The sequence below is a fragment of the Amycolatopsis thermalba genome (assembly GCF_003385215.1).
In the GTDB taxonomy this organism is placed as follows: domain Bacteria; phylum Actinomycetota; class Actinomycetes; order Mycobacteriales; family Pseudonocardiaceae; genus Amycolatopsis_E; species Amycolatopsis_E thermalba.
This window is the reverse complement of sequence record NZ_PQHW01000002.1, coordinates 41,099-59,230: the sequence shown is the minus strand read 5'-3', so window position 1 is coordinate 59,230 and position 18,132 is coordinate 41,099. Positions and strand designations below refer to the sequence as shown.

At 71.4% G+C, this 18,132-nt stretch carries 20 protein-coding genes; 4 read left to right on the top strand and 16 right to left on the bottom strand.

Going from position 1 to position 18,132, the window contains the following annotated elements; genetic code table 11:
• Positions 1-68: 68 nt before the first annotated feature.
• Complete coding sequence (locus tag D0D15_RS01285; protein ID WP_094003491.1) at positions 69-527, bottom strand: PPOX class F420-dependent oxidoreductase; 459 nt, start codon at positions 525-527, stop codon at positions 69-71.
• A gap of 60 nt (positions 528-587) precedes the next feature.
• Between D0D15_RS01285 and D0D15_RS01280 the strand changes: the two genes are divergently transcribed.
• The 3 genes from D0D15_RS01280 to D0D15_RS01270 all read left to right on the top strand — a co-directional run bounded on the left by D0D15_RS01280 (position 588) and on the right by D0D15_RS01270 (position 3,255).
• Entirely contained in the window at positions 588-1,352 is a 765-nt protein-coding gene (locus tag D0D15_RS01280; protein WP_094003565.1) for a CPBP family intramembrane glutamic endopeptidase, read from the top strand.
• A 37-nt stretch (positions 1,353-1,389) separates the two neighbouring features.
• Positions 1,390-2,580, top strand: a complete 1,191-nt coding sequence (locus D0D15_RS01275) for an arginine deiminase (RefSeq protein WP_162830484.1) — start codon at positions 1,390-1,392, stop codon at positions 2,578-2,580.
• A gap of 126 nt (positions 2,581-2,706) precedes the next feature.
• On the top strand, positions 2,707-3,255 hold the full coding sequence (locus tag D0D15_RS01270; RefSeq protein ID WP_094003489.1) for a ferritin: 549 nt from the start codon (positions 2,707-2,709) through the stop codon (positions 3,253-3,255).
• Between the two features lie 72 nt (positions 3,256-3,327).
• On the opposite strand, the gene D0D15_RS01265 is transcribed toward D0D15_RS01270, so the two are convergent.
• The 4 genes from D0D15_RS01265 to D0D15_RS01250 form a co-directional block, all read right to left on the bottom strand.
• Complete coding sequence (locus D0D15_RS01265; RefSeq protein ID WP_094003488.1) at positions 3,328-4,143, bottom strand: hypothetical protein; 816 nt, start codon at positions 4,141-4,143, stop codon at positions 3,328-3,330.
• Complete coding sequence (locus tag D0D15_RS01260; RefSeq protein WP_369806747.1) at positions 4,140-4,691, bottom strand: SigE family RNA polymerase sigma factor; 552 nt, start codon at positions 4,689-4,691, stop codon at positions 4,140-4,142. The genes D0D15_RS01265 and D0D15_RS01260 overlap by 4 nt, the downstream gene beginning before the upstream one ends.
• Positions 4,692-4,798: 107 nt before the next feature.
• Positions 4,799-5,149 (bottom strand): DUF952 domain-containing protein, encoded by a 351-nt coding sequence (locus D0D15_RS01255; protein ID WP_094003486.1) that lies wholly within the window; start codon positions 5,147-5,149, stop codon positions 4,799-4,801.
• Positions 5,149-6,024, bottom strand: coding sequence for a DUF5926 family protein (locus D0D15_RS01250; protein WP_115944168.1), 876 nt, complete (start codon positions 6,022-6,024; stop codon positions 5,149-5,151). Before D0D15_RS01250 ends, D0D15_RS01255 begins: the two co-directional genes overlap by 1 nt.
• A gap of 77 nt (positions 6,025-6,101) precedes the next feature.
• Here D0D15_RS01250 and D0D15_RS01245 point away from each other — a divergent pair, with 77 nt between their 5' ends.
• Positions 6,102-7,310, top strand: a complete 1,209-nt coding sequence (locus D0D15_RS01245) for a cytochrome P450 (RefSeq protein ID WP_094003484.1) — start codon at positions 6,102-6,104, stop codon at positions 7,308-7,310.
• Here the strand turns inward: D0D15_RS01245 and D0D15_RS01240 are convergent.
• From D0D15_RS01240 to D0D15_RS01190, 11 genes are all read right to left on the bottom strand, one after another.
• On the bottom strand, positions 7,307-8,179 hold the full coding sequence (locus D0D15_RS01240) for a DUF4328 domain-containing protein (RefSeq protein WP_094003483.1): 873 nt from the start codon (positions 8,177-8,179) through the stop codon (positions 7,307-7,309). The two genes, D0D15_RS01245 and D0D15_RS01240, sit on opposite strands and share 4 nt — an antisense overlap.
• Positions 8,180-8,232: 53 nt before the next feature.
• The gene (locus D0D15_RS01235) at positions 8,233-8,583 is read right to left on the bottom strand and encodes a rhodanese-like domain-containing protein (RefSeq protein ID WP_094003482.1); all 351 of its coding nucleotides are present in this window, start codon (positions 8,581-8,583) and stop codon (positions 8,233-8,235) included.
• A gap of 93 nt (positions 8,584-8,676) precedes the next feature.
• Positions 8,677-10,287, bottom strand: coding sequence for a solute symporter family protein (locus D0D15_RS01230; RefSeq protein WP_094003481.1), 1,611 nt, complete (start codon positions 10,285-10,287; stop codon positions 8,677-8,679).
• Complete coding sequence (locus D0D15_RS01225; RefSeq protein WP_094003480.1) at positions 10,284-10,634, bottom strand: DUF485 domain-containing protein; 351 nt, start codon at positions 10,632-10,634, stop codon at positions 10,284-10,286. Before D0D15_RS01225 ends, D0D15_RS01230 begins: the two co-directional genes overlap by 4 nt.
• Positions 10,635-11,342: 708 nt before the next feature.
• Positions 11,343-13,124 carry a sodium/solute symporter gene (locus D0D15_RS01220; protein WP_115944167.1) on the bottom strand — a complete coding sequence of 594 codons (1,782 nt, stop codon included), beginning with the start codon at positions 13,122-13,124 and terminating at the stop codon, positions 11,343-11,345.
• Positions 13,125-13,167: 43 nt separating this feature from the next.
• A complete protein-coding gene (locus D0D15_RS01215; RefSeq protein ID WP_094003478.1) occupies positions 13,168-13,665 on the bottom strand; it encodes a hypothetical protein in 498 nt (165 codons plus the stop codon).
• Positions 13,662-14,483, bottom strand: a complete 822-nt coding sequence (locus D0D15_RS01210) for a LytR/AlgR family response regulator transcription factor (protein ID WP_115944166.1) — start codon at positions 14,481-14,483, stop codon at positions 13,662-13,664. Before D0D15_RS01210 ends, D0D15_RS01215 begins: the two co-directional genes overlap by 4 nt.
• Before the next feature lie 108 nt (positions 14,484-14,591).
• Positions 14,592-15,443 carry a S49 family peptidase gene (locus D0D15_RS01205; RefSeq protein WP_094003476.1) on the bottom strand — a complete coding sequence of 284 codons (852 nt, stop codon included), beginning with the start codon at positions 15,441-15,443 and terminating at the stop codon, positions 14,592-14,594.
• Positions 15,440-16,723 carry a sensor histidine kinase gene (locus tag D0D15_RS01200; protein WP_094003564.1) on the bottom strand — a complete coding sequence of 428 codons (1,284 nt, stop codon included), beginning with the start codon at positions 16,721-16,723 and terminating at the stop codon, positions 15,440-15,442. Before D0D15_RS01200 ends, D0D15_RS01205 begins: the two co-directional genes overlap by 4 nt.
• A 78-nt stretch (positions 16,724-16,801) precedes the next feature.
• Entirely contained in the window at positions 16,802-17,653 is an 852-nt protein-coding gene (locus D0D15_RS01195) for an Fpg/Nei family DNA glycosylase (RefSeq protein WP_094003475.1), read from the bottom strand.
• 2 nt (positions 17,654-17,655) lie between these two features.
• Entirely contained in the window at positions 17,656-18,096 is a 441-nt protein-coding gene (locus D0D15_RS01190) for a DUF983 domain-containing protein (protein WP_094003474.1), read from the bottom strand.
• Positions 18,097-18,132 lie beyond the last annotated feature (36 nt).

Sequence of the window (18,132 nt, the reverse complement as noted above, 5' to 3'; positions counted from 1 at the left end):
GCGTGCACGAGCGTGGGACTCGCGCGCGGGAGGGTGGGACTCGCGCGCGGGAGGGTGGGACTCGCGGGTCAGGCGAGTTCGGGCGGGAAACCGCCGGTCGCGATCGGGCCCCAGCGCTCGATGGTGATGCGGATGAGGGCCTTGTTCTGCTTGACCATCGCCTCGCGGTACTCGTCCCAGTCCGGGTGCTCGCCCGAGATCGACCGGAAGTACTCCACCAGCGGTTCGACCGCCTCGGGCACGTCCAGCACCTCGGCCCGGCCGTCGAACTGCACCCACGGCCCGTTCCACTCGTCGGAGATCACGCACGCCGACACGGCCGGGGTGCGGCGGGCGTTGCGGGTCTTGGCGCGCTGCGGGTAGGTCGCCACGACGAAGCGGCCCTCCGGGTCGATCCCGGCGGTGACCGGGGACAGCTGCGGGGTGCCGTCGGCGCGCGTGGTCATCAGGATCGCGCGGTGCCGCGGCCGGAGGAACTCCAGCAGCTCGGCACGGTCCACGCGGTCCGCGGTAGCAATCTTGGCCATGTCACCAGACGGTAGCGTGCGGACGTGCTCCGCTCCTGGCTCCGCCCCGAACGTCCCGCGCTGCCCGAACCGGTGGACGCCGCGACGGCACGTCGGCTGAAGATCGAGCTGGTCGTCGTCTTCTCGATCACGCTGGGCCTGTCCGGCGCGCGCAGCCTGCTGTCGCTGATCGACTCGCTGCTGCAGCCGGAACCGCTGTCCGACCAGCAGGTCGCGCTGAACGTCCCGCAGCGCGCCGCCGACCTGCTGGACCTGCTCGCCCAGCTGCTGTCCGCGGTGCAGCTCGTCGGCTGGGGCGCGCTCGGCGCGTACCTGCTGTGGCGCGGCGGGATGACGCTGGCCGAGGTGGGCCTGGACCGCGACCGCCCCGGCCGGGACCTGCTGTGGGGCGCCGGGCTGGCCGCGTTGATCGGCGTTCCGGGTCTGGTGCTGTACTTCGTCGGCTGGAAGCTCGGGGTCAACCTCGCGGTCGTCCCGTCCCGGCTGGACGACACCTGGTGGCGCCCGATCGCGCTGACGTTGTCCGCGTTCGGCAACGCCTTCGCCGAGGAAGTGCTGGTCGTCGGCTACCTGCTGACCCGGCTGCGGCAGCTGGCCTGGCGCGAGAACACCGCGCTGGTCGCCGCCGCCGTGCTGCGCGGGTCCTACCACCTCTACCAGGGCTTCGGCGGGTTCGTCGGCAACTTCGTCATGGGCCTGGTGTTCGGCCGCGTGTGGCAGCGGACCAACCGGCTGGTGCCGCTGGTCGTCGCGCACACGCTGCTCGACGTGGTGTCGTTCGTCGGGTACTCGCTGCTGCGCGGACACGTCAGCTGGCTGCCCTGACCATTACGCTCAGCCCGTGACCACCGAAACCCCCAGGGTGGACAGCGAGGTCGGCCCGCTGCGCGCCGTCCTGCTCCACCGGCCGGGCAACGAGCTCACGAGGCTCACCCCGCGCAACAACGACAAACTGCTGTTCGACTCGATCCCGTGGGTCGGCCGCGCCCAGGAGGAACACGACGCGTTCGCCGAGGTCCTGCGCGGCCGCGGCGTCGAGGTGCTCCTGCTGGCCGACGTGCTGCGGGAGGCGCTGGCCGATCCGCGCGCGCACGCCGCGGGGGTGCACGCCGCGGTCGACGACCGGCGCCTGGGCGAGGACCTGGGGGACGCGCTGCGCTCGCACCTGTCCGATGTGGACGCGACGACGCTGGCCGAGGTCCTGATGGCCGGCCTGACGTTCGAGGAGCTGCCCGCCGCCGAGGGCGCGTCGCTGGTCCGCAAGATCCACCACCCGCACGACTTCGCGGTCGACCCGCTGCCGAACCTGCTGTTCACCCGCGACTCGTCGGTGTGGATCGCGGACCGGGTGGCGATCTCGTCGCTGGCGATGCCGGCCCGTCGCCGCGAGACCGCGCTGCTCGACCTCGTCTACGCCTACCACCCGCGGTTCGCCCACGCCTCGCGTGCCTACGGCGCCCATTCGGCGCCGGTCGAGGGCGGCGACGTGCTGCTGCTCGCGCCGGGCGTGCTGGCCGTCGGCATCGGCGAGCGCACCACGGCCGCCGGCGCGGAGTCGCTGGCGCGCTCGCTGTTCGCCGACGACATCGCCCACACCGTGCTCGCGGTGCCGATCGCGCAGGCCCGCGCCACGATGCACCTGGACACCGTCTGCACGATGGTCGCGCCGGACGCCGTGGTGATGTACCCGCTGGCCCGCGACGAGCTGGTGGCGTTCACGCTGCGCCCGGACGGCGACGGCTCACTGCGCGTGGACGGCCCGCAGCCGTTCCTGCACGCCGCGGCCGAGGCGATGGGCATCGAGAAGCTGCGCGTGATCGACACCGGCCTCGACCCGGTGACCGCGGAACGCGAGCAGTGGGACGACGGCAACAACACGCTGGCGCTGGCGCCCGGCGTGGTGGTGGGCTACGAGCGCAACGTGGAGACCAACGCGCGACTCGCGGACGCAGGCATCGAGGTGCTGGCCATCGCCGGTTCCGAGCTGGGCTCCGGCCGGGGCGGGCCGCGCTGCATGTCGTGCCCCGTCGTCCGCGACCCGATCGTGAATTAGGAAAGGCTAAGCTGAATTAGCACGCCCTAAATAAGCACTTCCTAATCTCGGTAAGCCTACCCAAACGAAAGGGGAATCACCAGGTCCGAATGGTTAACGATCAGCGAAATGGCCTATTCTTGAGTCATGGCGATGCTGAAGAAAGAACCGCGCTCCAAGTTCTACGAGCTCCTGCAGCAGCAGGTGCAGAACGAGTTCCACGCTTCCCAGCAGTACGTGGCGCTGGCGGTCTGGTTCGACAACGCGGACCTGCCCCAGCTGGCCAGGCACTTCTACCGCCAGGCGGTGGAGGAGCGCAACCACGCGCTGGCGATCGTGCAGTACCTGATCGACACCGACCACCACGTGGACATCCCGCCCACCGGCCCGGTCCGCAACGACTTCGCCGAGCCCCTCGAGCTGGTCGAGCTGGCGCTGGAGCAGGAGAAGGAGGTCACGGCCGACTTCCGCACCCTGATGAAGGCCGCCCGCGCCGAGGACGACTACCAGGGCGAGCAGTTCCTCCAGTGGTTCCTCAAGGAGCAGGTCGAGGAGGTGTCGCAGATGTCCACGCTGGTCAACGTGGTCAAGCGCGCCAACGGCAACATGTTCGAGGTGGAGACCTGGCTGGCCCGCGAGTCCGTCGGCGACGACGGCGCGCCGGAGATGCCGCCGGTCGCCGGTGGCGCCCTGTAGGACCGCCATACCGCGGAGCGCGCCTGCCTGTTGACGGCACGGAGCCCGGGCTTCGGCCCGGGCTCCGTCGTGTCAGCACCCGGGCGCGGCGCCCAGTTCCCAGCTCACCACGGTGTCGGTGGAATCGACGTAGAACGTGTAGTTCGCGCCCGATCCGGTGGCGGCGCGGTAATTGCCCGCACCGGCCGTCAGATCAGGATAGGCATTCCTCAGTTCCGCGACCGTGGATCCGATGCCGACGTTTTCCGGAGTGCGTGCACCGGTCGCGGCGAAGACCACCACACCGTCGGCCGGCGAAATGGTGACCGTGGCGATGTTCGCCATGCCCTCGATGAGCCGGTAGCCGATGCATTCGGTGGGCGCGGTGTCCGCGTCGGCGAGCATTCCGGTGGCCTTGGCCTCGTCGAAGCTCATCCCGAGCCGCAGTTGCCGGTACCCGGTGGGGCCGAGGACGGCGGTGGTGGCCGGCTCGGGACGGGCGCTGGCGCCGCTGCTGCTCGGCGGCGCGGGCCGGGAGGTGCCGCTCGGCGGCGGCGCGGGAGTGGCGGTGGTCGTCGACGTCGGCGGAGCCGGCGGCACGGGCAGTTCGGGGAACGACGGCGGCACCACGACCGGCCCGGGCCCGTCCGTGGTGGTCGCCGGGGCGCTGGTGGTGGGGCGGGCGGCCTGGTGCACGCCGGGGTCCTGGCGTTCGGCCACGAGCCCCAGGGTCACCAGCAGGACGGCGGTGAGGACGCCCCCGGAGGCGGCCACGGCGGTGCGCTGCCGACGACGACGGCGGGCGCCGCGCACGATGGTGCTCTCGGCTCCCGGCGCGGGCGTGATCGCCAGCCGGTCGTCGTCGAAGAGCCGCCGCAGCTCGTCGCCGAGCTCGTCGTCGGGGTTCACCAGTCGTCCCTCCCTCCGGTGATCGTGCCGATCTTGGTCCGCAGCGTCGCGATCGCCTTGCTGGCCTGGCTCTTCACCGTGCCCGTGCTGACACCCAGCGAGGAGGCGATCTCGGCCTCGGACAGGCCCTCGTAGTAGCGGAGCACGATGACCGCGCGCTGGCGCGGCGGCAGCTCGCGCAGGGCCTGCCACAGCGGCTCGTGCTCGAACGGGTCCACCGGTGCGGCGGCGCGCTGCTCGGGCACGTCGGCGACCAGGCTCTCCCGCTTGAGGCGCCGCCAGCGGCTGATGTGCGCGTTCGCCATCGCGCGGCGGACGTAGGCGAGCGGATCGGCCGTCTTGCGTTGCACGTGGGTCCAGCGGGAGCCGACCTTCTCCAGCACGGTCTGCACCAGGTCGGCGGCGTCGTGTGGATTGCCGGTGAGCGCGTGGCCGTACCGGAGCAGCCCGGGCAAGCTGGCCTGCACGAACTCGCCGAAGTCCGCCAGCTCGTCGCTCACCGCTGACCCCCTCCCCGCCGCGCGGCCGCCTCCCCAGGCAATGGCCATCGCGGCCGAGGTCACCGTATCGCCTCCCTCGATCGAGCGTCTTGCCCCTTCGCCCACTCCACGCATGACGGCCCCCTCCGGTTGTCCGGCGCTCTCCGGGGGACGTCTCAGCGGGGGTCGCGTTGCGCGAGGCTCGCGGGCAGCTCGAAGGTGCCGTCCGGGCTCGGCGGGAAGGGGTGCACGGCCACCACGGCCTCGGCGCGGATCGGGCCGTACACGTGCGGGAAGAGGATGCCGTCCGGATGCGGAGGGTCGCCGGCCTCCCAGCGCAGCGGGACGTCCAGGCGCGCCGGGTCGATTTCCAGCAGCACCAGGTCCGTGCGCCCGGCGTAGAGCGCGTTCGCCGGGATCGCCACCGTGCCCGGGTCGGAACAGTGGATGAACCCGACGGTGTCGAGGGACGGCGCGCGGTAGTCCGCGCCCGTCCACTCGCCGGCCGCGCAGAGGTGCAGGATCACTAGCGGAGCGTCAGCTGCCGTCCGACCAGGCCGTCGCGGGCCCGGCGCTCGGCGGCGGTCAGCGGCTCGGCGTCCACCGACTTCAGCGCCTCGTCCAGGCGGGCGCCCAGCTGCCGGTCCGGCTCGACCCACTCGCGGGCGTGGGCCTCCGGGTCCAGGTCCCAGACCGGAACCAGCAGGCCGTGCGCGCGGAACGACCCGGCGTAGCGGGAACCCTCGCCGAGCGACAGCTCACCTGCCGCGGACAGCCGCGCAAGCGCTTGCATCAGGCGACCCTCCGGCTCGCGGCGGACCCAGCGCAGGTGCGCCTTCTCCCCGGCGAGCACCCAGTACGAGCCGGTGCCCAGCCGCTCGGTCGGCATGATCGCCTCGTTGGCCCGCTCCAGCGACACCTTGACCTCGCCGCTGGGATCGGTGTCCTCGGGCAGCCACCAGTCGAAGTTCGGGTGCAGGGTGACGTCCAGCTCGGCGTCGGCCACCAGCAGGTCCTGCAGGCGCTCGCCCTCCTGCGGCGGGCTGGTGGTGTCGGGCACCGGCAGCACGTCGCCCGGCTCGGCCGTCAGCGCCCACCGGATCGCGCGGCCCAGGTCGCGGCTCACGTCGCTGGACCGGGTCTGCACCTGGAGCCCGACGAACACCTCGCCGTCGGTGCGCACGAACGCGGCGGCGGCCATCGGCAGCACGGTCGCCAGCGTGATCTTCCGGTCCCCGGCGTCCACAAGGGACAGCGGCGCGGTGGCCGACGGCACGAACTCGCGCAGCGCGATCAGCTCCGGCTCGGCGGCCAGCCCCTCGAACGGCTGCCCCACGAACACGTCGCGGATCTTCGGTGCCTTGTCCTTCTTCGGACCCCGCTTGCGCGCGCCCTTGCCCATCTCGCCTCCTCGACTACAGGCCGCAGACGCTACCGAACCGGGCACGGCCCGCCGGATCGGGGGATTAGGCTCGGGTCGTGTTCGATCCCCGTGACCCCGCCTTCCTCGCCGACCCCTACCCGGAGTTCGCCCGCCTGCGCGCGCAGGCGCCGGTGCACCGGCACGACGGGCTGGGCCTGGCGATCGCGGTGTCCCACGCGGCCGCGTCGGCGGTACTGCGGCACCGCGGGCTGGGCCGGATCTGGACCGACGCGAGCCCGGCCGAGCAGTTCGTGTCGTTCAACCTGCTGCACCGCAACTCGCTGCTGGAGAACGAACCGCCGGTGCACACGCGGCTGCGGCGGTCGATCTCGTCGGCGTTCGGGCGCGGGCACGTGGAGCGGCTGCGGCCGACGGTGATGAAGCTGGCGGACGACCTGGTGGCGAAGCTCGCCGCGGCCGGCTCGGGTGACCTGCTGGAGGCGCTCGCGCAGCCGCTGCCGGTCGCGGTGATCTCCGAGCTGCTCGACGTGCCCGAGGCCGACCGGCCGCGGCTGGTGCCGTGGTCGAACGCGATCGTGAAGATGTACGAGTACGGGCTGCCCGAGGAGGGCCGGGTGGCGGCCGAGCGCGCGGCGACCGAGTTCGTCGAGTTCCTGCGGGAGCTGGCCGAACGGCGCCGCCGGGAGCCGGGCGAGGACCTGATCACGGACCTGCTGCACGGGGAAGAGGCCGCGCCGCGAAGCGGCTCCGTTGAGGGTGGCGGTGGGCGACGGGTGGGACTCACCGAGGACGAGGTGGTCGCGACGGCGGTGCTGCTGCTGATGGCCGGCCACGAGGCGACGGTCAACGTGATCGGCAACGGCGTGTGGGCCCTGCTGCGGCACCCGGACCAGTGGAAACGCCTGGTCGACGACCCGGACCTGATGCCGACCGCGGTGGAGGAGCTGATCCGCTTCGACTCGCCGCTGCAGCTGTTCGAACGCACCGCGACCGAGGACGTGGAGATCGCCGGATTCCGGGTCGCGAAGGGCGAGAAGATCGCCGCGCTGCTCGGCGCGGCCGCGCGCGACCCGGAGGTGTTCGCCGATCCGGACACGCTCGACGTCGGCCGCACCGAGGGCACGCACCTGGGCTTCGGCGCCGGGATCCACTACTGCATCGGCGCGCCGCTGGCCCGGATCGAGATCGCCGCCGCGCTGTCGGCCCTGACCCGCCGCCTCCCCGGCCTGCGCCTGGCGGGCGACCCGGAGCGGCGGCCGGAGTTCGTGATCCGCGGGCTGAAGAACCTGCCGGTGACGTTCTAGCGGGCCGCGCCGGTGGGGCGGGCCGTGCGCAGCTCCGGCGCCGGCGCGCCCCTCACGGAGCGCACCTGCAGCGGGCGCAGCCGGTCGGCGCGGACCGGGGCCAGCAGCGTCGTCAGGCGGTAGACCAGCACCGCGGTCAGCCCGGCCAGCACGGCGGCCGAGGTGTTCAGCAGCCCGGTCAGCAGCACGCCGTCCGCCATCGCCTGGACGCCGTCCTTGAGACGCCACACGATGACCAGCACCATCAGCACCTCGTTGACCACCCAGGCCGCCCACCAGGCCAGCACCAGCCGCGACGGGCGGGGGCGGCGCGCCGGGGCGCGGCCCAGCACCAGGTGCTCCAGCTCGGCGAGGATGGAGCCGGCCATCACCAGGTTCACGCCCGGCACCAGGACCCCGGCCACGACCTCCCGCGTCGAGCGGGCCGGTTCCTGTCCGGCGGCCTCGGCGGCGGCGCCGCGGGCGATCAGCAGCCACCACAGCGTCGCCGCGATGGCGATGAGCCCGAACACCACGGTGAGCAACGACGCGATGATCTCCAGCGCGTCGGAGAACGCCACGGTCGTCGCGTGCAGGGCCGTCGTGCGGCTGGCCACCAGCAGCGCGTAGCGCCAGAACTCGGCGCCCGCCGCGACGGCCGCGAGCCCGGCGAGGAACCACAGGATCGTGACCGCGTTGCGGTGCAGCACCCGCACGCGCTCGACCGGGCTGGGGTACCCGGACGGCGTGCCGGGCACCGCCGTCGGCACCCGCCAGGCCAGGTGCGGGAAGCCCCAGCGCGGCGGCACGTGGTAGGACGGCGGACCGTCGTAGCGCTCGGCGGCGCGGGCCGGGCGGGGACGGATCGCACCCGGCGGAGGGTTCGCCACCCAGCGGACCCGCGGTCGCGCTCGGTAGGGCCTCGGGGTCGGGTGCATGGGACCTACAGGACCTCGGGTGGACCGTCGTGCTCGCCGACGACCGGGCGGCCCTCGGTCGCCCAGGACTTCATGCCGCCGGCCACGTTGATCGCGTCCCAGCCGCTCGCGTTGAGCCAGGCCGCGGCCCGCGCGGAGCGGCCGCCGGTGCGGCACACCACGTAGAGCGGCCGGTCGTCGGGCAGCTGGGCCAGTTCGTCGGTGCGCGCCGGCAGCTCGCCGAGCGGGATGTGGACCGCGCCCGGGGCGTGTCCGGCGTCCCACTCGTCCTGCTCGCGGACGTCCAGCAACACCAGCCCGTCCGTGGGGAGCTCGGAGACGGACGCGGTCGGGATGTCACCTGGTTGCACGTTCACATACTGACACGCGCACCCATCAACTGCACGTGAGCCAGCAAAAGGGGCCACCTCCCGGCATCGGAGGTGGCCCCTTCTCGGGTTGCGCCCGGGTCAGTGCGCGGTCGCCTTCTCCGAGCCTGCGCCGGTCAGCGACCGGACCTCCATCTCGGCGTACTTCTTCTCGTCGTGCTCCTTCGACAGGATCGTGCCGAGGAAGCCGAGCAGGAACGACACCGGGATGGACACCAGGCCCGGGTTCTCCAGCGGGAACCAGTGGAAGTCCACGCCCTTGATCATCGGCTTCGGCCCGCCGGACACCGCCGGCGAGAAGACGATCAGGACGACGGTGACGAGCAGGCCGCCGTACATGCTCCACAGCGCGCCCTGGGTGTTGAACCGCTTCCAGAACAGCGAATACAGCAGGGTCGGCAGGTTCGCCGAGGCCGCCACCGCGAAGGCCAGCGCGACCAGGAAGGCCACGTTCTGGTTCTTGGCGAGGATGCCGCCGACGATGGCCAGCGCGCCGATCACGACCGCGGTGATGCGGGCGACGCGCACCTCGGCCGCCTTGCTGTCCACCTGACCCTTCTTGATCACGTTGGCGTAGACGTCGTGCGCGAACGACGCCGACGCGGTGATCGTCAGGCCGGCCACCACCGCGAGGATCGTCGCGAATGCGACCGCGGCGATGAACCCGAGCAGGATCGGCCCGCCCAGTTCGAGCGCGAGCAGCGGCGCGGCCGAGTTGGTCGTGCCCGGCGCCGAGTTGATCGTCTGCGGCCCCACCAGCGCACCGGCGCCGTAGCCCAGCACCAGGGTGAACAGGTAGAAGATGCCGATCAGGACGATCGCCCAGACGACCGACTTCCGCGCGTCCTTCGCGGTGGGCACCGTGTAGAAGCGCATCAGCACGTGCGGCAGGCCCGCGGTGCCCAGCACCAGCGCGATGCCCAGCGACAGGAAGTCCAGCTTGCTGGTGTCGGTCTTGCCGTACTGCTTGCCCGGGTTGAGCAGCGCGTCACCGTTCGCGCCGCCGCGTTCGACGGCGCCCTGCAGCAGGTTCGAGAGGTTGAAGCCGAACTTGGACAGCACCCACAGCGTCATCGCCAGCGCGCCGAGGATCAGCAGCACGGCCTTGATGATCTGCACCCAGGTGGTGCCCTTCATGCCGCCGATCAGCACGTAGACGATCATCAGGATGCCGACGATCGCGATGACCGCGTTCTGGCCCCAGTCGCTCCGGATGCCGAGCAGCAGGTTGACCAGGCCGCCGGCGCCGGCCATCTGCGCGAGCAGGTAGAAGAACGACACCGCGAGCGTGGACACCGCGGCCGCCGCGCGGATCGGCCGCTGCCGCATCCGGAACGCGACCACGTCGCCGAGGGTGAACTTGCCGGTGTTGCGCAGCAGCTCGGCGACCAGCAGCAGCGCGACCAGCCACGCGACGAGGAACCCGATGGAGTAGAGGAACCCGTCGTAGCCGTTGACCGCGATCGCGCCGGCGATGCCCAGGAACGACGCCGCGGACAGGTAGTCGCCCGAGATCGCGATGCCGTTCTGCGGGCCGGTGAACGAGCGGCCGGCGGCGTAGTAGTCGGAGGCGGTCTTCGTGTTGCGGCTGGCGCGGAACACGATGACGAGGGTGATCGCGACGAAGATCGCGAAGATGATGATGTTCAGCGTCGGGTTGCTGCCCTCGACGCCCTGCGCGAGGTTCGTCACTGCGCGCCTCCTTCGATCTCACCACGGAGCTTGTCGGCGATCGGGTCGAGCTTGCGGTTGGCGTAGCGCACGTAGAGCCCGGTGATGAGGAACGTCGACACGAACTGCAGCAGGCCGATGAGCAGGCCGACGTTGAAGTTGCCGATCAGCTTCGTGGACATGAAGCCGTGGGCGTAGTCGGCGAGCAGGACGTAGACGAGGTACCAGACGAGGAAGAGGACGGTCATCGGGAAGACGAAGGCCCGCAACCTCTTGCGGAGCTCGGCGAACTCGGGGCTCGCCTGCACCTTCTGCCAGTTGTCACCCGGACCCGTCTCGTCGACGAGGTCCTGGTCGCTGGTGCTCACGGGACAACCTCCCTTTCCATGGTCGCTACCTCTTCCGGTCGTGTGACGCGGGTAGATCTTGCCGTGAAACGTGAGAGTTGTTGTTAATCCTTTTGAGTGAATGATCTTACTGAGAGTTGACGATCTTACGCCGGTTTGACGTAGGAATGTCCATTTGCCGAATCACCAAACGGCCAAGATGGGATGAGAAGTCAACGGACGGTAAACGAAACCGCTAAGCGAGTGAAACTCTTCCGGGTCAGAGGTGAGGTCACGCAGCGTCCGGGGGCGCCGCTGCCCGGCACCACCGACGCGACACGCCGCGCCCGCGCTTTCCCGCCATTCGGGCGCGGCCACTCTCGGCCGCGCCCGAATGGCCACGACCCGCCGATGCGAACCACGGCCAGCCCAGGCCCGCACCTTCCCACCGTTCGGGCGCGGCCAGTCCCGGCCGCGCGCCCCGTCAGGCAACCGCCCTCTCGGCGCTCCACTGCCCACATCGCGACGCGAACCACGCTGCACCTTCACCGTTCCGGCGCGGTCCTCCCCGGCCACGCCCACCAGCCGCACTGGCCCACGGCCCGCCGGATGCGAACCGCACCGCGCCCAGGTCCGCACCTTCCCGCCGTTCCGGCGAGGCATGCGCACAGCCGTCCCCCGACCCACGGCCCACCGAGGCAGAACCCACCGCGACCGAGCCCGCACCTCCCGTGCGAACCCCGGCCGCCGTTACTTGCGGTGCCGGCCGCGGCCCATGCGGGAGCGTTCCTCCGCCTGGCCGAACCGCGCCACCGCGCGGTCCCGCATGAAGCCGAGCCGGTCGGGGGCGTGCAGTCGCAGCATCACCGCGTTGACGTCCGCCGGTTTGCCGTTCGGCGTCGCCAGGCTGACCAGGATCGTCACCGCGAACGCGACCGGCACCGTGATCAGCGCGGGCTGGTCGGTGAACCACGGCGCCCAGTCCCCGGTGAAACGGCTGGCCATGTCCACCCCCAGCGCGCCCAGCAGCAGCCCGCCGCCGATGATCATCCCCGCCATCGCGCCCGGCCAGGTCAGTCCGCGCCACCACACGCCGAGCAACAGCAGCGGCGAGAACGTCGACGCGGCCAGCGCGAACGACATCCCCACGCTCAGCGACAGGTCGTTGGGCCGCAGGAACAACGCCAGCGCCAGCGCCACCAGCCCGACCACCCCGGCGGCGATCCGGAAATCCAGCACCCGCCCCTTCGACAGGTCCGTCGACACCACACCCGCCAGGCTCACCAGCAACCCCGACGACGTGGACAGGAATGCCGCGAACGCCCCGGCCAGCACGACCGCGCCGAGCACCTGCCCCACCACCCCCGGCACCATCGCCGACGGCAGCCGCAGCACGGCGGCGTCGGTCTGGCCGGTCACCAGCAGCTCCGGCACGTACATCCGGGACAGCGCCCCGAGGATCGTCGGGAACAGGTAGAACAGCCCGAGCAGCAGCAGGACGTGCACCGTGGTCCGGCGCGCCGCCCGCCCGTCCGGGTTGGTGTAGAAGCGGACCAGCACGTGCGGCAGACCCATGGTGCCGAGGAACGTCGCGAAGATCAGCGAATACGTCTGCAGCAGGTCCCGCAACCCCTCCGACCCCGGATGCAGCCACTCGGAGTTGGTGACCTTCGCGTCGCTCACCGTCGGCACCGGGGTGCCTGCCGCGAACCACACCTGCGTGCCCCGCGGCAGCTCCTGCGTCGAGCCCCGCAGCCAGATCTCGTCGTGCGGGGCCGGTTCGCCGGGATGCCGGATCTGGACCTGCGTCAGCGTGCCGACCTCGAAGGCGACATCGGTGCGAATGTCCACAGTGGTCGCCGACGCGAACACCGGCGGCGCCGGCGAACCGAGCGAACCGGCCGGCCCCGGCTTGCCACCGGCCAGGAACACCGCGCACAGCACGAACGCGGGCACCGCGATCGCGAACAGCTTGAGCCAGTACTGGAACGCCTGCACCACGGTGATCGCGCGCATCCCGCCCGCGATCACGTTGACGCCGACCAGCACGCTCACCGTCACCGCGCCGACCCAGGCCGGCGCGTCCAGCACCGTCGTCAGCGCCAGCCCGGCGCCCTGCAGCTGCGGGACCATGTAGAGGATCCCGATGAACACCACGAAGAACGTGCCGCACCGGCGCAGCGCGACCGACCCGAGCCGCGCCTCCAGGAAGTCCGGCAGCGTGTACGCGCCCGAGCGGCGCAGCGGCGCGGCGACGAACAACATCAGCGCGAGGTACCCGGCGGTGAAACCGATCGGGAACCACAACCCGTCGGCGCCGTCCTTGAGGATGATCCCGGCGATCCCGAGGAACGACGCGGCCGACAGGTACTCACCGGAGATGGCGGCGGCGTTGCGGCGCGAGCGGACCGTGCGGCGCGCGACCAGGAAGTCGTGCGTGGTGTTGGCGAACCGGGACGAGCGGTGACCCAGGTAGAAGGTCAGCGCGGCGACGGTCGCGATGCCGCTCAGCGCCCACGGGTTCAGGTGCACGATCCGGATTGTCCCCTGCGGCGGGACCGGTCCCGACGGCCGGTCACGACTCGATCATGTCCACGAAGTCCCGCTCGTGCCGCTCGGCCAGCCGGTTGTAGGCCAGGCCCGCGAGCAGCAGCAACGGGAACGGCAGCAGCCCCAGCAGCAGCCACGCCAGCGGCACGCCGATCACGCGCAGCGCCGCGAACCCCGGCCACAGGTAGAAGGCCAGCGGCAGCGCGCCGAGCAGCACCAGCACCAGCGTGCTCAACCCGATCGCGGTGCGCAGCTGGTGCTTGACCAGGTCGCGGATCAGCAGCTCACCCCAGCTGGTCTGCTGCTCCAGCTCCAGGCGCGCGCGCAGCGTCGGCGTGGTGCGCCGGGACCGCGGATCGGCCAGCACCACCCGCTGCCGCTTCGGTGGTTTCGCCGGCTCCGGTGGGGCCTCGGGCGGCGGCACGGCTGACACCGGCTCCACCGACGCCGGCTGGTAGTTCTTGCCCAACGTCGGGTCCGGTTCCCGCACCCCGTCGACGCGACGGTGGAAGTCCTCGGTCATCGACCACCCGTGAGTCGGTCCTTGAGCTCACGGGTGTGCCGCCGGGAGACCGGGAGCAGCTTCTCCTCGTTGCCGATCACGACCTGGTAGCCGCCCTGCCCCATGCGCAGTTCGGTGATCAGGTTCAGCGCGACCAGGAACGACCGGTGGATGCGCACGAACCCGGCCTTCTCCCAGCGCTCCTCCAGCTGGGTCAGCGGGATGCGGACCAGGTGGCTGTTGCCGTCCTTGGTGAACAGGCGCGCGTAGTCGCCCTGCGCCTCGACCCAGCGCACCGACGAGCGCGGCACGAGCTTCGTGGTCCCGGCGAGCTCGACCGGGATCACCTCGTCGTCGTCCGGCGCGGCGGGCGCGGCCGCACCCGGACCGGGCGGGGCCACCGTCTTCAGCTTCTCCAGCACCCGCTCGAGCGCCCGGTCCAGCCGGTGCTGGTTGCACGGCTTGAGCAGGTAGTCCACCGCGCCCAGGTCGAACGCGTTGACGGCCTCGTGGGCGTGCCCGGTGACGAACACCAGCACCGGCGCGGGGCTCATCGCCGAGAACACGCGCGCCATCTCCATGCCGGACAGGCCGGGCATCTGGAGATCGGCGAACACCGCGTCGATCGGCGGCAGGCCGCGGTCCTTGCGCTCACGCACCTCCGGATCGTCCGAGGCCAGCACGCGCAGCGCCTCGGAAGCGTCGACCGCGGTGAACACGCGGCCGATGTGGGGGTTGTTCCGCAGGGTGTCGACCAGCAGGTTCAACCCGTGCGGCTCGTCGTCCACGGCCAGGACGAGCAGTCTGGTGTCTTGTTGCGCACTCACAGTGACTCGCATCCTGCCTACTGCACGATGCGATGTCCATACCGCGAATGAATGTTCGACCCGGCCTGCTTGGCGGTGCGGGTAGCGGTGCCAGTTGCGTGCGTGGCCAACTGCAAGGCCTCAAATCCCGTAGCGTGACCACGCTACGCGCTGTGCGACCGCGTCCAGGAGCGCCTGGGCGGCCGCAGGTGCGCCGATCCCCAGCCGGGCCAGCAGCGGCTTCTTCGGCTCGGCGATCGTGATCTCGGCGTCCGGCCAGCGCTGCTCGACGACCTCCCGCAGGTTGCCGATCCCGTCGACCAGGCCCAGCTCGACGGCCTTCGCGCCGAGCCAGACGTCACCGGTGAACAGCTCCTCGGTGTCGGCGAGCCGGTCGCCGCGGCGTTCCTTCACCCAGTCCACGAACATCTCGTGCAGCTGGGAGTGCATCTTCTTCAGCCACTCGACGTCCTCGGGCTTCTCCGGGGCGAACGGGTCGAGCCGCTTCTTGTTCTCGCCCGCGGTGTGCACCCGCCGCTCGATGCCGAAGCGCTCCAGCAGGCCGGTGAACCCGAACCCGCCGCTGATCACGCCGATCGAGCCGACCATCGACGTGCGGTGCGCGTAGATCTCGTCCGCCGCGCAGGCCAGCCAGTAGCCGCCGGAGGCCGCGACGTCCTCGCAGAACGCGATCACCGGCACGCCCGGCTTCTTGGCCGCGAGCTGCCGGATCCGCTCGGCGACCAGGCCGGACTGGGTCGGCGCGCCGCCCGGGGAGTTGATCTGCAGCGCGACCGCCTTGAGCCGGTCGTGGTCGAACGCGCGGGTCAGCGCCGACTCGACGGCCGCGAGGTTGATGGTGCCGCGCGCCAGCGGCGAGGGCGTCGGGGTGATCACCCCGTGCAGCTTGACGACGGCCACCACGTCCTTGCGGTCGCCCCGGTCGCCGATGCGCGAGATCTTGCTGCTCAGCCTGTCCGTCACGCTGGTCATGGCGCCAGGTTACGGACTCCTTCGGATTTGTGCAGACGGCCGTTGCGCGCCGGCTCGGGCGGGGCGTCCGCGTAGTCCGGCAGGTCGGTGCGCACGCCGGGCGCGAACTTCGGCACCCGCAGCGTCACCTTCATCCCGGCACCCGGCGCGGTCTCGACCATCAGCGCGTACTCGTCGCCGAAGAGCTGACGCATGCGGGCGTTGATGTTGCCCAGCCCGACGTGCGCGCCGGTGCGGTGCGAGTTGCGCAGGTCGGCCAGCCGCGCCGGGTCCATGCCGATGCCGTCGTCCTCGACGCTGATCAGCGCCTCGGTGCCGTAGTCGGACGCGGTCACGGTGACCATGCCGCCGGTCGGCTTGTTCGCCAGGCCGTGCTGCACGGCGTTCTCCACGAGCGGCTGGATGATCAGGAACGGCACCACGACCGACAGCACCTCGGGCGCGATCTTCAGGCGCACCTCCAAGCGGCCGCCGAACCGGGCGCGCTCGATGGTCAGGTAGCGGTCGATGTTGCGCAGCTCGTCGGCCAGCGTGGTGAACATGCCGGAGGTGCGGAACGAGTAGCGCGTGAAGTCGGCGAACTCCTGCAGCAGCTCGCGCGCCTCCTCCGGGTCGGTGCGGATCAGCGCGGAGATGGTGTTGAGCGCGTTGTAGATGAAGTGCGGCGAGATCTGCGCACGCAACGCCTTGATCTCGGCCTGCTGCAGCTGGTGCTTGGACTCCTCGAAGCGGGCCAGCTCGAACTGGGTGGTGACGAACTGCGCGACCGCGTCGGCCATCTGGATCAGGCGCTTGCCGGAGCTGCGGCCGACCACGATGAGCGCGGCCTCGACCTCGTCCTCGACCAGCAGCGGCACGATCACCGCGGTCTTCATCTTGCAGGTGCCGCGGTGGTCGCACGGGACGTCGTCGTGCGAGACGACCTCGCGGCGGGCCTTGCGGATCGACAACATCACCGCGTTCGCCAGGTCGAGGTAGTGGTCGTTGGCCTCGCCGTCCCAGGACACCAGCGTGCCCTCGTTGTCGGTGATGCCGACGGCGACGCACTTGAGCAGTTCGAGCAGCTGCGAGGTGATGCGGTCGGCGCTGGCCTGGTCGAAGCCCTCGCGCAGGTCCGGGGTCGCGCGGGACATGTGGTAGACGGCCTCGAGCACCGCGTCCTCGATCGAGCTGCTCGGCTTGCGCGTCCGAGCCAGCACCACGATCAGGACGATCAGCAGCACACCCGCCACGCTCCACGGGATGATTTGCGAGATCGGCAGACCGGGCACGGCGTCAATGCTCTGCGCTCGTGACGCCCGGTGCAAGCTCTTCAGCGCACTTTCTGTGCAGACTTCGCCACCCTGCGGGGTGACACGCTACTTGAGCAGGCGCGACAGGCGACGATCCGCCAGCGGCTTGCCACCCGTCTGGCAGGTGGGGCAGTACTGGAAGGACTTGTCGGCGAACGACACCTCACGCACCGTGTCCCCGCACACCGGGCACGGCAGGCCGGTCCGGGCGTGCACCCGCAGGCCGGACCGCTTCTCGCCCTTGAGGCGGGCCGCGTCCTGGCCCACCGAGCGCTCCACGGCGCTGGTCAGGATCTCGTGCACCGCCGCGGCCAGCCGGTCCAGCGCGTCGTCGGACAGCTTGCCCGCGGTCGCGAACGGGGACAGCCGCGCGGCGTGCAGGATCTCGTCCGAGTAGGCGTTGCCGATCCCGGCGATCACCGACTGGTCCGTCAGCACCCACTTGAGCCGCTCGGTCCGGCCCGCCAGCAGCTCGGCCAGCGAGTCCCGGTGCAGCGACAACGCGTCCGGGCCCAGCCGCGCGATGCTGGGCACCTCCCGCAGGTCCCGGACCACCCACACGGCCAGACCCTTCTTCGTGCCGGCTTCGGTGAGGTCGAAGCCGCGGTCTCCGAAGTGGACCCGCAGCGCGATCGGGCCCTTGCCCGGTTTCGGCGGCGTCGGCGAGAGGTTGTCCGCCCAGCGCAGCCAGCCCGCGCGGGCCAGGTGCACCACCAGGTGCAGGCCGTCGCAGTCCAGGTCGAGGTGCTTGCCGAAGCGGCCGGCCCCGGTCACCTCGCGCCCGTGCAGGTCGGTGTAGGGCGGGTCGAACGTCTTCAGCACGGCCAGCGACGCCACGTCGACGCGGCTGACCAGCCGCCCCACCGCGTGCTCCCGCAGGTGGTAGGCCAGCGCTTCGACCTCGGGCAACTCCGGCATCGCTACTCCATCGGCCGCAGCGGGCCCTCGAAGTCCGGGCCCGCCTCCCGCTGGATGGTCTTCGCGAGCCTGGTCAGCTCACTGCGCACGCGGAACATGCCGGAGATGATCCCGACCCAGCGCTCCGGCGGCGGGTCGCCGGTGACGCCGCCGTCGGTCTCCGCGACGACCGTCCACGGCCGGTTCAGCACCCACCGCAGCGGGAAGAACACCGCGATCAGCAGCAGGCCGTAGATCACCCACGGCGGCACCACCACGGAGTCGGGCAGCCAGGCGACGAGGATGACGGCCAGCAGAACGCACACGGCGAGCATCGCGATGCCCGAGGTGTAGCTGCCGGAGATGTCGCGCTCGAAGTCCTCGGCGGTTGCCGGGCGGCGCCATTCCATCTGCGCCCGGACGACCCACTCGCGGCCGTCGCCTCCCCGCACCACGCGGTTCATGTTCGCTGCCTCCCGCTACGGTCGTACGCCCGCCCA

Coding starts and splice junctions, on each gene's coding strand:
- D0D15_RS01215 (WP_094003478.1), bottom strand. CDS start 13,665: ATGACCGAGGACTTCCACCGTCGCGTCGACGGGGTGCGGGAACCGGAC.
- D0D15_RS01285 (WP_094003491.1), bottom strand. CDS start 527: ATGGCCAAGATTGCTACCGCGGACCGCGTGGACCGTGCCGAGCTGCTG.
- D0D15_RS01190 (WP_094003474.1), bottom strand. CDS start 18,096: ATGAACCGCGTGGTGCGGGGAGGCGACGGCCGCGAGTGGGTCGTCCGG.
- D0D15_RS01205 (WP_094003476.1), bottom strand. CDS start 15,443: ATGACCAGCGTGACGGACAGGCTGAGCAGCAAGATCTCGCGCATCGGC.
- D0D15_RS01270 (WP_094003489.1), top strand. CDS start 2,707: ATGGCGATGCTGAAGAAAGAACCGCGCTCCAAGTTCTACGAGCTCCTG.
- D0D15_RS01195 (WP_094003475.1), bottom strand. CDS start 17,653: ATGCCGGAGTTGCCCGAGGTCGAAGCGCTGGCCTACCACCTGCGGGAG.
- D0D15_RS01250 (WP_115944168.1), bottom strand. CDS start 6,024: ATGGGCAAGGGCGCGCGCAAGCGGGGTCCGAAGAAGGACAAGGCACCG.
- D0D15_RS01260 (WP_369806747.1), bottom strand. CDS start 4,691: ATGGCCATTGCCTGGGGAGGCGGCCGCGCGGCGGGGAGGGGGTCAGCG.
- D0D15_RS01210 (WP_115944166.1), bottom strand. CDS start 14,483: ATGCGAGTCACTGTGAGTGCGCAACAAGACACCAGACTGCTCGTCCTG.